Origin of the sequence: Rhodococcus sp. MTM3W5.2, from assembly GCF_001984015.1 — a bacterium.
Classification (GTDB): Bacteria; Actinomycetota; Actinomycetes; order Mycobacteriales; family Mycobacteriaceae; genus Rhodococcus_G; species Rhodococcus_G oryzae.
Window position 1 is genome coordinate 146,169 of sequence record NZ_CP019572.1, and the last position, 13,403, is coordinate 159,571.

14 protein-coding genes and 1 pseudogene are annotated in these 13,403 nt (G+C 66.0%); 5 read left to right on the top strand and 10 right to left on the bottom strand.

Annotated elements, in window-relative coordinates; genetic code table 11:
- Window position 1 precedes the first annotated feature (1 nt).
- Window positions 2-247, bottom strand: coding sequence for a hypothetical protein (locus tag BTZ20_RS27030; protein ID WP_189636707.1), 246 nt, complete (start codon window positions 245-247; stop codon window positions 2-4).
- Between BTZ20_RS27030 and BTZ20_RS00680 the strand changes: the two genes are divergently transcribed.
- Window positions 234-962, top strand: a complete 729-nt coding sequence (locus BTZ20_RS00680; protein WP_262982526.1) for a MerR family transcriptional regulator — start codon at window positions 234-236, stop codon at window positions 960-962. The genes BTZ20_RS27030 and BTZ20_RS00680 overlap by 14 nt on opposite strands.
- Before the next feature lie 1,293 nt (window positions 963-2,255).
- Here BTZ20_RS00680 and BTZ20_RS00685 read toward each other — a convergent pair.
- A complete protein-coding gene (locus tag BTZ20_RS00685) occupies window positions 2,256-2,912 on the bottom strand; it encodes a hypothetical protein (RefSeq protein ID WP_077040017.1) in 657 nt (218 codons plus the stop codon).
- 776 nt (window positions 2,913-3,688) lie between these two features.
- Here BTZ20_RS00685 and BTZ20_RS00690 point away from each other — a divergent pair.
- Entirely contained in the window at window positions 3,689-4,168 is a 480-nt protein-coding gene (locus BTZ20_RS00690; protein WP_145982149.1) for a hypothetical protein, read from the top strand.
- Between the two features lie 651 nt (window positions 4,169-4,819).
- Here the strand turns inward: BTZ20_RS00690 and BTZ20_RS29615 are convergent.
- The 8 genes and pseudogenes from BTZ20_RS29615 to BTZ20_RS00720 all read right to left on the bottom strand — a co-directional run bounded on the left by BTZ20_RS29615 (window position 4,820) and on the right by BTZ20_RS00720 (window position 10,601).
- A complete protein-coding gene (locus BTZ20_RS29615; protein WP_223263863.1) occupies window positions 4,820-5,083 on the bottom strand; it encodes an alpha/beta hydrolase domain-containing protein in 264 nt (87 codons plus the stop codon).
- 31 nt (window positions 5,084-5,114) lie between these two features.
- Window positions 5,115-6,067, bottom strand: a pseudogene (locus BTZ20_RS00695) (DUF808 domain-containing protein).
- A 106-nt stretch (window positions 6,068-6,173) separates the two neighbouring features.
- Window positions 6,174-7,034, bottom strand: a complete 861-nt coding sequence (locus tag BTZ20_RS00700; protein WP_077040019.1) for a hypothetical protein — start codon at window positions 7,032-7,034, stop codon at window positions 6,174-6,176.
- Complete coding sequence (locus tag BTZ20_RS00705) at window positions 7,027-7,983, bottom strand: YcxB family protein (protein ID WP_077040020.1); 957 nt, start codon at window positions 7,981-7,983, stop codon at window positions 7,027-7,029. Before BTZ20_RS00705 ends, BTZ20_RS00700 begins: the two co-directional genes overlap by 8 nt.
- Window positions 7,977-8,549: a DUF4274 domain-containing protein gene (locus tag BTZ20_RS00710; protein ID WP_077040021.1), complete on the bottom strand. Its 573-nt coding sequence runs from the start codon at window positions 8,547-8,549 to the stop codon at window positions 7,977-7,979. Before BTZ20_RS00710 ends, BTZ20_RS00705 begins: the two co-directional genes overlap by 7 nt.
- The gene (locus BTZ20_RS00715) at window positions 8,539-9,309 is read right to left on the bottom strand and encodes an ankyrin repeat domain-containing protein (protein WP_223263864.1); all 771 of its coding nucleotides are present in this window, start codon (window positions 9,307-9,309) and stop codon (window positions 8,539-8,541) included. Before BTZ20_RS00715 ends, BTZ20_RS00710 begins: the two co-directional genes overlap by 11 nt.
- On the bottom strand, window positions 9,198-9,596 hold the full coding sequence (locus BTZ20_RS27495) for a hypothetical protein (RefSeq protein ID WP_223263548.1): 399 nt from the start codon (window positions 9,594-9,596) through the stop codon (window positions 9,198-9,200). Before BTZ20_RS27495 ends, BTZ20_RS00715 begins: the two co-directional genes overlap by 112 nt.
- Window positions 9,597-9,752: 156 nt before the next feature.
- The gene (locus tag BTZ20_RS00720; protein ID WP_083742442.1) at window positions 9,753-10,601 is read right to left on the bottom strand and encodes an alpha/beta fold hydrolase; all 849 of its coding nucleotides are present in this window, start codon (window positions 10,599-10,601) and stop codon (window positions 9,753-9,755) included.
- A 107-nt stretch (window positions 10,602-10,708) separates the two neighbouring features.
- On the opposite strand from BTZ20_RS00720, the gene BTZ20_RS00725 reads away from it, so the two are divergent.
- The 3 genes from BTZ20_RS00725 to BTZ20_RS00735 all read left to right on the top strand — a co-directional run bounded on the left by BTZ20_RS00725 (window position 10,709) and on the right by BTZ20_RS00735 (window position 13,344).
- A complete protein-coding gene (locus BTZ20_RS00725) occupies window positions 10,709-11,194 on the top strand; it encodes a MarR family winged helix-turn-helix transcriptional regulator (protein WP_189636558.1) in 486 nt (161 codons plus the stop codon).
- Window positions 11,195-11,386: 192 nt separating this feature from the next.
- Entirely contained in the window at window positions 11,387-12,256 is an 870-nt protein-coding gene (locus BTZ20_RS00730) for a hypothetical protein (RefSeq protein WP_223263549.1), read from the top strand.
- A gap of 395 nt (window positions 12,257-12,651) precedes the next feature.
- The gene (locus BTZ20_RS00735) at window positions 12,652-13,344 is read left to right on the top strand and encodes a hypothetical protein (protein WP_077040022.1); all 693 of its coding nucleotides are present in this window, start codon (window positions 12,652-12,654) and stop codon (window positions 13,342-13,344) included.
- Window positions 13,345-13,403 lie beyond the last annotated feature (59 nt).

Below are 13,403 nucleotides of genomic sequence, written 5' to 3' on the forward strand. Positions count from 1 at the left end.
CTCAGCTCGGATCGCGCTCAGGCACGCGGCCGGCGGCTGCCCGCGGTAGTCGGCGCGAGGCGGCGATCACCTCCCGGATGACGCGGTGATGAGTCGAATTCCCGGTTGATTCGGCGCATTCCGGCTTGACCTTCACGTAGCGGCAACTTCTACGGTCGAAGACGAGGCCGGACGGACCGGCCTCACGGAAGATGGGAAGCGCCATGAGCTGGTCGATCGCGGATGTTGCGAGGATGTCGGGCGTCACCGCCCGCACCTTGCGGCACTACGACGACATCGGACTGCTCGAGCCCGCCTACGTGGGCACCAACGGCTACCGCTACTACGAGGATGAGCAACTGCTGCGCTTGCAGCAGATCCTCGTCCTGCGCGAACTCGGCCTGGGCCTTGCCGAGATCGCCGAGGCGGTCGACTCCGAGCCGGACACACTCGCCGCCCTCAAACGGCAGCACATCCGCATACTCGGAGAGCGCAACCGCCTGACGCGGATGGCCGACACCGTGGCGCGCACCATCGCCGAACTCGAAGGGAAGACCGAGATGACAGTCAAGATCAACCGCCCGGAGAACCTGTTCGAGGGCTTCGACAACACGCAGTACGACGACGAGGCCCGCGAACGCTGGCCGGAGGAGTTCGAACAGTCTCAGCGCAACGCCGCGACGATGACTGCCGAGGACGTCGAGCGCATGCAGCGTGAGATGACCGCGGCGATGATCCGTATGGCCGAGTTCATGGCCGCCGGCATCCCGGTCGTCGACGTGGCGGTCCAAACGGAGATCCACACGCAGTACCAGGGCATCTGCCGTTTCTGGACCCCGAACCGGGACGCGTACAAGTGTATGGGGCAGATGTACGTGGACGACGAGCGGTTCAAGGCGAACTACGAGAAGATTGCCGAGGGCCTGGCCGAGTACCAGCGGGACGCGATGGCTGTCTACGCGGACGAGCGGCTCGGCGAGTAGTCCTCGGCCCGGCAGCCCGGGGTATCCCGGAGATGCAGCGTTCCCTCCGCGGCCAGTGCGGAGGGGACGCTCCCATTGTCTCGGCAATCAGGCCGGAACCGACGGCGGGGGCCGTCGACATCTGGAAACCCATCCTCCCCCATCCTGCAGAACCTCCACTCTGTCCGTAACGCCAAGGCGCTCAGCAGAATCGACAAACACGCCCCCGAACTTTGTCGCCGTCAACTGAGGCGGCCAGTTGTCATCGGGTGCGTCGGAATCGCGCACCGTATAGCCCTGTTCGCGCAAGATCTTGATGACCTCGGCGAACGACGAGATCCAGTGGTGTAAGGGCGGAGGCAGCGGCAGCGCCGGTGCTGGCCGCCTCGGATTCTGACCGCCTAGGCCGTGAACAGGAGCAGCACATGAGCACAAGCGGTATTGCCCGCCGAATCGGCCGGGGCACAGCCTGTTTGAGGGCGGTGGCCGCCATGGCCGGGCTCACGGCGGCAACCACGTCGGCGGATGCGATCATGACTATCAGCACCCCCGCCGGTGGCTTCGTGGTGGGTACCGGCGTGTACATCGACGGGACGGTTTCCCCACGGTGCTGTATCTCCCGTGGGATCGGGTGACCTTCCGTGACAACGGGACCTAGTCCGGGAGCCCATACCGACCGTGTGCCTCGGCAGCGAGGGCCGGCGCCCCTCCGCCCCAGAACCATGCGGGTGGAGGGACGGCAACGATCGCTGCTCAGGTGCCCGAGAGTGTGATCCTTGGATGCTCAGTACCCGAGGGCCTGCGGTAGGACATCTACAGCCGGAATTTCTAGGGCTCTTGCCGTGGAAGATCTTGAAAACCGCAGGCCGATCGGACAAGTAGATCCGGAACCTACAATGATGCCGCGGACACCGAAACTTGAGACAAAAATCGGACATTCGACGGATTGTTGAGACGGGCGTCATGTGACAAGTCGTAGGTCTGGCTCGTTGGCCCGTGCGACCTCTCGCGCGGATCCGCATGCGCTGCAATCCCTGGCCGCACCTGGCGAGCGTTGTTCAACACGCACCGGCACCCGAAGGTCTCATCGAGCGTCCACCTCGCCTTCTGTCCTGCATGACGATCGTCAAACAGGACGCACGTTGAGGCCGCGAATCCGGGGCGTGAACAGGTGGAACCGCTACTGGTATGCGAGGCGGAGTACCGCGAGCATGCCGGCGGAGCCTTCGTCATCCGAGCTGGAAGGGACTGCGCGACAAGGCGCCCGGCGAGGTCAAAGTGTGCCATGACCGGGCATGCCCGGGGCGTCCATGGTCAGCCGACGCTCGCATAGAAGGGCTCGAGTCCCGTCAGTAAATCGTCGATCAACGCGGCAACAGCATCCACCTCGTTCAGGTGGATCACCTTTCGCGTCGTCGTCGGCTTGTCGAGCTTGTAGGTGAGTTCGGTGTAGGGATGCTTCGACATCCCCATGTAGACGCAGTACGGCCGATCTTCGATCCGGGTGTAGGTGACGTCGATGAAGAGCTTCCCACGAGTCGCCGAGAAGACCAGTTCCACGTCGTGGTGCGCAGCTTCTGTTTCAGTCAGATTGTTGACGACAACCGTCCAACTGGAGAGCCGGAGAGGAATCAGGTCCTTGTTGAGTGGGTTGAGGAACCGGGGGAGCAGGCCATAGATGGCCTCGATGTCGTGGCCGGCTGCGATCGTCGTGTGGACACTCCTGTCTTCGTCGTACATCCATCGGCCCAACGATCTCGACAGCAGAATCTGCTCGAGCGAGTAGCCGATGGCTGCGTTCTCATAGGAGAGGGAAACCGTCTCGCCGGTGATGCTGTTCACCGCGGTGAACAGCACGGTGTCATCGAACGGCACCTCCTGTGCGTTGTAGCGCTCGTCGACGAACGCATTGGAGTCGACACTCCACCCGCCGTCGACCTGGATCCCTCTTGTCCTGCTGATCTTCGTCACCGAGCTCCCTTGAGTCCGTCCTGCGTCCGCGAGCGTAGCGGCGCCCGGCGCTCTCCACGGCTGCATCGACGGTCCCACGCCTAGGGCATGCGGCGGGCGGCCTGCTCAGCGATCGTCAAACAGGACACCGCTGGGCAGTGCAGTCAGGGATCTGTGACCTTGGAGTCGGGGACCGTCCAGGCGGATCGGACGCTACCCGCACCGTGGTGACACCACCGCGTGAAGGGCACCCGGCTAGCGGTGCGACACGAAGAACGAGACATCTCCCGCGCACCGTCGACAGCTCAAAGACACGCATGACCCCAGTTCAGGGGAACGTCGGTTCGAGTACGCGCCGCCACGCCATATATGCCGGAAGTCGGCGCGTTTGCGTCGATCGCCGGGCTGCTTGAGACACGGATCAGGTGGCAGGAACCGGCACCGAGTGCCGGCGCGTCCGCGGGGTGGTTTCGTGGGGCTGCGGAACGGTGACGGTGGAGACTGAGAGTAGGCGTGGCTGTGATGATCTGCCATCGACTCAGAGCAGAGCTCTGGAAAAGGACATCTTCGCGCGGAGTTTCGTGAGACAAGTGTCGTGGAAGATCTTGAAAAACCCAGGTGGCTCGGACAAGTGGGCCCGGAACCTACATCTCGATCAGCCCCCGGTGATAGCGGATCCGATCGCCTCTGCTGCCCCGGAAATCTGGGGCAACCCGAACCAGTGGAATCTCCTCATGTCACACACTGTGAACGCTAGTGTGCCTAACGCCCCAACGGGGGCCCGAACAGGAGTTCAGATGACTGCGAGCAGGACATTCCTTCACCGGATCGGCTGGAGTGCATCGGGTTTGATGATGGTGGCCGCGGCGGTCGGCATGTCCGTCCCGTCCGCGTCGGCGGATACGTCCCCCGACGGCTGGCTGGCATTGGATGTCTCCCCGCCGCCCGGCGGATACGTCGTGGGTGTGAAGGCGAACATCACAGTGGAGGGGATCGGCGGCGCGATGTTCCCCGTCCCCCAGTCACGGGTGACCCTCAGCGACAACGGAACCTGCGTCTACTCCTTCTACCCGGGCCAGGCTCCCCCGGGATTCAGCTACATGTCGTGGGTGCCGACCACGGCCGGTACCCACACGATCAGTATCACCCAGTACGGCGCAACGGTGTCGGAGACCGTCACGGTCAACCCGGCCCCCGACGGCACCCCGGTGCCGACTCCGGAGACCCCGGGATGCTCGGGCGGCGGCAGCATCGATACCGGCAGCCTCGGATTCTGATCGCCCGGTCCTCGAACAGGGGCAGCGCATGAGCACAAGCAGCATGGCTGCGCGCTGACTCGGCGGGGGTGCGGTGGTTGATCGATGGAGGCGGCCGCCACGGCCGGGCTCACGTCGGCGACAACGTCGCGGATTCGGTCATGACCATCAACACCCCCGCCGGTGGCTTCGTGGTGGGTACCCGCGTGTACATCGACGGGTCGGTTTCCCCACGGTGCCGCATCTCCCGCGGGAGCGGGTGACCCTCCGTGACAACGGGACCCAGTCCGGGATCCCATACCGACCGTGTGCCTCGGCATCGAGTGCCAGCACCGCTCCGAGCCAGAATCCATGTGGGTCAGGGGCGGCAACGATCGCGCTCAGCTGCCAGAGATGTGAACCTCGGATCCCAGTACCCGATGGCCCGCGGAAAAGGACATCTACGCCGGAATCTTTGGGGAAGCCGTGGAAGATAGTGAAACCGCAGGCAGATCGGACAAGTAGATCCGGAACCTAGAACCACAACCACCATCATCTCCCTTAAAGAGGAGAGTTGATTTGTGCTCTTCAAAATGCACCACGTCGGGGAGTGTTTTCGTCGAGCACCAGGCGCGCAGTCACCGCCGGGCCGCCTGCCTGCGCTGAGATATCAATGCGATCATTCCTGCGTAGTTACCTCGACGATGTGAATTGAGCAGTATGGGTGGCTGCGATCTCACCGAGTCTGGCGTCGTCAGGAAGGAGGACGCCGGCGTCGACCGCTGTGGTGGTGGCGTTCTCGAAGCGCGTCAGGTAGTCGACCGGAGCGGGATAGAGCGATCGCAGTTGTTCGTCGGTGAAGGGGGCAGAGCGACCCAACAGGGTGGCGCAGACATCCGGGCCGCTGTTGTCCCGGCTGTTGGTTGCAGTCGGGACGGCGAACTCGGGCAGACGAATGTGAGGTCCTCGGGAGCGCGACTGGGACCCGTCAGTGCGCTCCGTCTGCCTTCTTCCGCTTCGGAATCAGGTGCATGACCAGCACGACGATCGCGCCGGCGACCAGTCCGACGAGGGCGGACGCCACGGTCCCCCGGTCCAGGACAGAACCCCGCCGAGGCCGCCGTGCACGAGTTCGCCGAACCAGTGCTCGAGGTCGTGGAGGCGATCGGCCGGCCAGTGGAATCCTGCCTCGCCGACGTTGACGATGAGGATGTGGCCGCCGACCCACAGCATCGCGGCGATCCCGACCACGGTGAGGAACGCCATCACCTTCGGCATCGCGGCCACCAGGCCGCGGCCGATCCGCTGACTGAACGACGACTTGCGCTGGGCGAGCGCAAGGCCCACGTCGTCCATCTTCACGATCAGGGCGACCACGCCGTACACGAGGATGGTGATGAGGATCGCGACGACGATGAGCACCGCCAGCCGGGTGAGGAACGGTTCGTCCTCGACCGACGACAGGGAGATCACCATGATCTCGGCGGACAGGATCAGGTCGGTGCGGATCGCGCCGCTGACCATCATCTTCTCGTGCTCGGGGCTGCCCAGCACCGCGTCCGAGGCCTCGTCCTCATGATGACCGCCGGTGAGCGCCTCGTAGACCTTCTCGGCACCTTCGTAACACAGGAACAAGCCGCCGGCGATCAGCAGGTACGGCAGGGCCTGCGGCAGGAACTGGCTCAGGATCATCGCCACGGGCAGGATGATCAGGAGCTTGTTGCGAATCGACCCGATCGCGATCTTGCGGATGATCGGCAGCTCCCGCTTCGGCGAGAAGCCGTGCACGTAGCGGGGGGTGACGGCGGTGTCGTCGACAACCACGCCCGCCGCCTTGATGCTGGCCTTGCCGGCCGCCGCTCCGATGTCGTCGATGGACGCCGCGGCCACTTTTGCGATCGCTGCGACGTCGTCCAACAGGGCGACGAGACCACCAGCCACGGGAACCTCCCAGTTCGGATGTGCACACCCGGTCGAACGACACGCGGTCGCGCGTCGACTGAGAACGGTACCGAACCGGTGGGCACCGCTGCCCAGCTGACGCCGCTCAGTGTTGTTCCAGGAGCCCGCGCAGGTACTCGGCGGTGTCCGGGCGCGCGGCCTTGACGGCCATGACGATGCGTTCGCGGCGATCGTCGGCGAGCGCGGCGAGCGCACCGATGAACTTCGGGAGTTCGTTCCTCCGACGCATGAGCAGCGGGTTGACGAAGTCGGGCACCTCCCGCCAGCGCGCGCCGTGGCCGAGCTCCATGATCGCGAACACGCGGTCGAAGTTGCTCGGGAAGTCCTTCTCGTTCGTCCAGGCGCGATCGACCCGACCGCTCTCGCGGAAGGCCTCGGCCGCGGATCTCCAGTCCTCGGGCCAGTCGTCCGGGATCGGATCGAGCACCGGCTTCCTGTTCGTGCCGCCGAGCGCCTCGTGGATCGGTTCCCACTGCTCGTCTTCACGGACCCAGCGGCCGAGCGTTCCGCGCACGAGCGCGCGCTGCGCATCGCTCCAGGTATCGGTCACCGTGAGGAACGCGCGGCTCGCGTCCTCGCTACCTGTGACGAACATCGAGCCGGTGCGGATGCTGTCGTGGTCCCCGCGCGACTCCAGCCAGTTCGGCAGTACCCGGGCGGTGGCGGCTCCGCTCGTTGCCGGATCAGCTTGCGAGAGCACGCCGTAGGCGGCCTCGTAGATGCCGTAGTCGTCGAGCGGGTGCAACGACCACAGGACCGCCCAGATGGTTTCCGCCCCGATGGCCTGCCCGTCGAGGGCATCGAGCATCGCGAGGTACCGATCGATGCCTGCCTGCTGGACAGCGTCCTCCTCGTCGCTGAGCGGCTCCGCGTCGTCCTGATGGATGCTGCCGCCCAGGCGGATCAGCTCGTCCCGCCACGCCTGATCGCGCCCCTGGTCACTCATCTCCGGTCCTTGTCCGATCCCGATCGATGTAGTTCTCGACCAGTGCAAGTGCGGTGTCGTCGAGCGCGCGGCCCGGCACGAAGAACGCCGCCTTCCCCGCCATGTTCCGAAACACGATGGTGTCCTTCATGCGCACCGCGCTGGAGAGCGAATCCCACGGCGCGCGCGATGATCCGAACCTGCCATCCAACCCCAGCCCGTCCGCATCGATCCGCACCGTGAGTCGCGATCCGACACTCATGCCATCTTCGACTGCCTTCGTGGCAACGCGACGAAGGATGACCCCGAAGACGACAAGCAGCAGCATGAGGGCGGCGATCACCCCGAATGCGAACACCCCGATGGGGCGACCGGACACCGCCGACACAATGCCGACGACCAGCGCGATCGGGAGCGCGATCGTGCCCGTGATCCGCAGGCGACGCGACACCGCCGCATCGACGAACGCCCGCCGGACAACCGCCTTGTCCGCAGCATCGATCGTGATGCTGTTCTCGAAAGCGGTCTGCGGTTCTCTTCCATGCATTGCCGGCCCGGTGAGCGCCGCGCGAATCCACTCGAACGCCTGCCGCGTCTCCTGCGGCGCGAGGAAGTCATCCAACGGCGCCCCACTCGCCTGGAAGTCCGCCTGCTCGAGCAGCGCGATGCCGAGTGCGGCGATCCGCTCCGGCGATCGTTCCTCCAGATGGGCGGCCCACGCCTCCAGCGCGGTGATCGCGCGCAGGAGATCCGGATCCATGTCGCCATCCGACAGATCGCCCTCGTCGATCTCCTCGATCCATACCCGAATCTGCTCGGCAGAGGCCGTACCCGCTCCGTCGGCCGCCGCGCCATCCGCTGTGAGGAGTTCCCGCGTGGCCGCGAGCCCGAACTCGGCCTGCGCCTCGGCCGTGGCGTGGGTTGCATACTCACGGACGGCGTTCTCGACTTCCTCGTAGCAGGTCACCATTCGTCGTCCTCACCTTCGGCTTGCCATGCGGATTCGAGTACATCGAGTACGGAAGGCGGCATCCCCTCGTTCCATCCGTTGGACTCCACGTATCCGCGGATGTCGACGTCGTCTCCGGTGACGGACTCGAACATCACCGGCGGGATCAACCACGCCGGGTCGTCGTCGGCGGTGAACGACTCCGCCGTCCAGTCCTCGCCGGGATGCTTCGGATTCCCGGTCGGAGTCGAGAGATCGTTCGCCGGGTCGAACGACGCACCGGCCGCTGCCGCCGTGCCGGAGGCGACACGGTCCTGCAGCGCATGCACATTCGCCCATCCCGCGCGATTGACCGACGGGACATCTGCCTCGCTGCGAAACTTCTGGTAGTAGCCGGGCTGGGAGTACCAGTACAGGGCCGCCGCGGTGGCACGATCGAGCTTCGGATGCGTGGCCATCCATGCGATCAGGTCGGACTTGCCGTCGTGGTTCATCGTGAGCGCCGTCGCCAGCCACTCGGTCGCGGACGCGCTCTCGAGGAACTCGCGCATCAGACGCAGCTCCAGCTCGTCGAAGTCAACGCCCATAGTTCACCTCCCCCAGCGGGACCGGTGTCGGGTTCGATGCGACCCACGCGACCGCGAGTTCGCCCAGGCGAAACACCTGCGCGTCATCCCCGTTGCCGGATTTCAAGTCCCGCGCGAGGCTTCGGGCCTTCTGCAGCTCGCCGGTCGGGAGCGGGGTGCCGCTCGCGTAGTGCTCGGGCAGCGCGGCGAGCATGTTCCTGAAGTCGCGGCCCCAGTTCGGGCTTCCGTTGTCGAGGATTTCCCTGGCGATTCGTCCGGTGAGGCGGACCACCTCGCCCTGCACCGTCGCCGCAGGGCCGTTCGACGGCACCAGCAACTCCCAGAGCGCCTGATGCCGGTCCTGCCACGTACCCACGGGGACCGTGATCGGCGAGATGCCGTCATGCCGCCGGCGCGGGGCAACGGGTGTGACGCCGAACAACCGGTAGAGCGTCGTGAGGCCGGCGACGGTCTCGTCGAGGAAGTCGGGGTTGAAGTTGTCCCGGTGGAATTCGAAATCGGTGCCGATCCGGGTCACCGCGGCCCGCATCTCCTCGGTCACCGTATCCCCGGCGTCGAGGAGTAGTTTCGCGACCCGCGCCATGCCCGGGATGAAGAAGTTCTGCGTGCGTCGGAGGCCGGAGAGCATCGGCGTCTCGCCCCTGCCGTTCAGGGCTTGGGCATCGGCGCCGTGTTCGAGCAGCACCCTCGTCGCGTCGGGGCGTTGGCCTCCCGTGGCTGCGTGCAGGGGCGACTCGCCATACCGGTTCGGTCGTTGGATGTCCGCCCCAGCGACAGCAGGAGTGGGATCTGCACCGCACGACCCCTCGACGCTCTCGTCCAGAGTGGGGTGTCCTCATAGAGGTCAGAGGCGTCGACGTCGAGTCCCTGCTCGACCAGCCAGATGATCAGCTCGTCCGGGCACTCGACGAATCCGATGGCGGTCTGCTTGCTGGATCCGCCGCGAGCATCGAGCATCGTCCTGTCGAACACCGCCTTCAGCTCATCAAGCGATGCGGTCTTCAGCATCGCGTCGAATTCCTTCGGCAGGGTCTTGCGCCTCGCCACCGGGGTCTCCTTGCATCGGGTCCATCTGCCGGACGGCCTGAGCGAACAGAACTTCCGTGTTCGCCGTGCCAAGAGCTTTCCAGCGTAAGGGAACTCGTGAGTCCTGAAAGGGCAGGGCCCGTGCTTGATGGGGGCTACTCCTATTGGGCTGGAAGCTCATAGGGCGTTGAGTGCGGTGCGCAGGGCGGCGGCATAAGCGCGGGGGTGCGTGGTGTTGCCGTTGTGGCCGCCGGGGAACTCGTGCAGTTCGCTGCCGACCAGGTCGGCCAGCGCGAAGGCGCACTTGTTGTCGAAGACCGTGCGTGGGGTCGTGCGCCCAACGGCCGCAACGATCCGGGTCGGGGTGTCGGCGAGCGCGGCGACGTCGAGGGTGTCGCCGATGACCGCGGTGAAGTCGTGCTCGACGAAGAAGTCGAAGTTGCGCGCCCGCTGAGGTGTCATCGGCTGCGGGGTGAGGCCGGGCTCGGCGTCGGGGTTGGCGGGGTCGATGCCGAGCACCTCGGCGACCACCTTGAAGGTGGTGGCCAGTCCGTCGCGGCGGTGGACCCGCTGGATGTGCGCCAGTTCCTGCTCGTGGTGGGCGCGCTGGTCGGCGGGCAGCAGTCGCGGGGTTACGGGCTCGTGGGCGACGAGCGTGCTGATCTGCCCGGGGTGGTCTACAGCCACGTGGAACCCGATGGAGGCGCCAAGGCTGCAGCCGAGCATGAGCACCGGCCCATCGCTCAGGTGGGACAGCAGGCGGTGCACGTCGTCGGCGTGCTCGGCCAGGCTCACGCCCTGCGCGGGGTCGTCCAGCGCGCTGCGGGACAGGCCGCGGCGGTCGTAGGTCACCACGGTGTGATCTGCGACGAGGTGGTCGACCAGGTCCTTGCTGCGCGCGGCGTCTCCCTCGCCACTCTGGGAGATCAGCAACATCGGTCCGGTGCCGCGCACCTCGTAGTAGAGCGTGGCGTCGGCAGCCCGGAGCATGCCGACCGTCGGGCCCGGGGCCGTGGTGGTGTCCATCGAAGGTCCTCTCGATTGGGGCCGACTCGGCCAGTTCGAGAACCACCGTAAAGCATCAGTTTTGATGAATCAACATTGATACATCAAAACTGATGTAGATTGTGGGCATGGATGGAGTCGAACTGTTCCTGCTGGGAAGGACCTTGATGAAGATCGGCGAGGAGGCCCTGCCCACCGACGGCATCGGGCCGCACTCCACCAGCGTTCGGTCCGTGCTGATCGTGGTCAGTGACGTGCGCGCACATCCGGGCAGTGCGGTCGGAGAAATCGCACAACGCACCGGCCTTCCCCAGAGCGCGGTCTCGGCAGCGATCGCCCGGCTCCGCGACGCGGGCGCCGTCGTCACCGCGCCCGACCCCCGCGACCGACGACGACTCCTCATCCACCCCGCACCCCAGCCCTCCGGCAGGGTGGAGGAGGTCAGGTCGAGCTCCATCGACGCCGCCCTCGCGACTGCCATCGACACCGACGACCCGCAACGGGTAGCCGAGATCGCCGGCCTCCTCGAAGAGCTCGCGCAGCACCTGACCCCACAAGCGATCACCCGCCTGCGGGGCCAGACCGGAACGAACACCCAGATGCGAGAAGAGTGAACTGAGAACAACTTCGAAGATTCCCACCGGCGAGTGGGTGGGCTCCCGAGCCAAGGGCAGTGGGGCTGGCACCACCCCCAAGTGTGCGGTGAACCCCCGTGACCGGGCGGTCGTCGGTGCGGAATGGTGATCGGGTGTCGACAGCGTCGCGGCCCACCTGCGCGCACCCTCGATCGAGCTGAAGGAGCCTCCTTGCACCGCCACGCCGCCCCGCCGAGACCCGCAGGAGTCTCCGGTCGCGCCCTCGCCCTGCTCGTCGCGCTCGCCGCGGCGCTCGTTGCCGCCTTCGTCGTCGCCCCGCGCAGCCTGGCGGCGATCGGGCCCGGCGAGGGGTTCTCCGACCAGAGCAGCCTCGTCGGCGCCGTCCGAGAGACGTTCATTGCGTATTGGAGTACCGGCCACCGGGACTTCTCCCCTGGCATGGAGGGGGTTGTCGACTACTGGGTCCGCTACCACGTGGCCAAGGGTGTGATCGCTGCGATCCTGCTGGTCGCGCTCATTGCGCTCGGCGTTCTTCTCTGGAGGGCGTTCGCGATGGCCGGCGGCACCGGGGCGGTGAGGCGTGCCGCGCTCGCGGTGGGCGGCGTTCTGGTCACCATGCTGGCGCTGTTCTCGATGGTTGTGGTGATGGCCAACGTCCAGGGCGCCCTGGCGCCCTTCTCCTCGCTGATGTCGATGTTGCCGATCGGCGAAACCGACGGAGAGCTCGCCGATACTCTCGGCCAGGTCAGGCAGCAACTGGCCGACTCCCCGAGTGCGGGTGGTGACTGGACCCCGCCTGCCCTCGACGTGATGATCAGCGACTTTTCTCGATATCACGCGGTGATGGCCGTTATCGCCGCGATGGCGGCCGCCGTCCTCATCGGCCTGAGCGTGGTGTTGTGGAAGTGGTTTGCGAGCACGGAGTCGTCGGCCAGCGGAACGAGGCGCGTGTTGGGGTCGTTCGCTGTTCTCTCGGCGGTGGTGTCGCTGGGCATGATCGTTGTCGCTTTGGCGAACACGACCACCGCGGCAGATCCGACGCCGGCACTCTTGGCGTTCTTCGATGGCGGATTCGTCTGAGCGCCAGCCAATTACCGGGTCAGTAGATCCCGGCCGAGCGTAGGCATCAGATTGCACCCGCTCGGCGGACTCTCCAGATCCCGCACGGGTATTCGACCAAACGCGCACCTTTGGTCGAATCAGGTGTGGGCCTGGTCATCCGATACCGTTTCACTTGGTACGTATGGAGGGCCGCGTTGTTCTCGCGAGCACCCGAGCGGGATCTGTCTGTGTGGGGGTGGTTAGCAATGCAAGCCGGTCAGCTCCGCAGTCGCGCAACCGAGGTCGTAAGCCGTGCACCGATCGGATATTCGCCACATCGAGTGGTCCGGTCGGCGGGATCTGTTCTCGGAGGTGGTCGTTACCGTCTACTCCGGCGTTGGGGTGTAACCGCCGATTTCGAGTTCTGGCATGCGATGGATCGGGTCCTGGATCGCGAGGTCGCGCTGACCATCATCGATGGTGTCAGTACGCAACTCGGCCGCTCGTCCGTCAACGAGGTCTTTGCGCGGACGGTGGCGCTGGGCCAGGTCAGGACTGCCGCTGTCGCTTCCGTTCTCGACATGGTCGACGGGGCTTCGTTCAGCGCGGTGGTCGCAGAGTGGATACCCAGCGTGTCAGTCGATGAGGCGTCCGCCGGCTCGACGTCGGTCCTGGGTGTGGCCCGCGCGGTCGTCGAGCTTGCCGCCGCCATGCGCGGGTTCCACGAGTCCGGGTCGGTACTGGCGATCGGAGATTCCGGGCGCGTGCGGGTGAGTCTGGATGGCATCGCGTACGTCGCCTTTCCGGGAACGCCCGCGTCCAGCGAGCGCGACAGTGACATTCGGGGCTTCTGCAGCGTGGTCCGAACGTTGGCCGCGGGAGTCCAGAGTCCCGACGCCTTGGGTCTCATGACAGGGCGGGACGGCCAGGAGGTGACTGCGGTCGCCATTACCGACACGCTGCAGGGGATCGTCGATCAGCCACTCCCCCGGAGGATCCCGTTCCCGCACCCATCACCGATGCAGAGCCTGCGACGCAGGGTGACCCGACGCGACCGGGCGCTCTGGCCGCGTTTGCCGGCATCGCAGCGGTCGCCGTGGTGCTGCTCGGCGCGATCGGGTGGCTGATCGGGACGTCCGTTGCCGATCCGCCCACGTTCGAGGCCGTTGCCTCGGCCGATGAAACG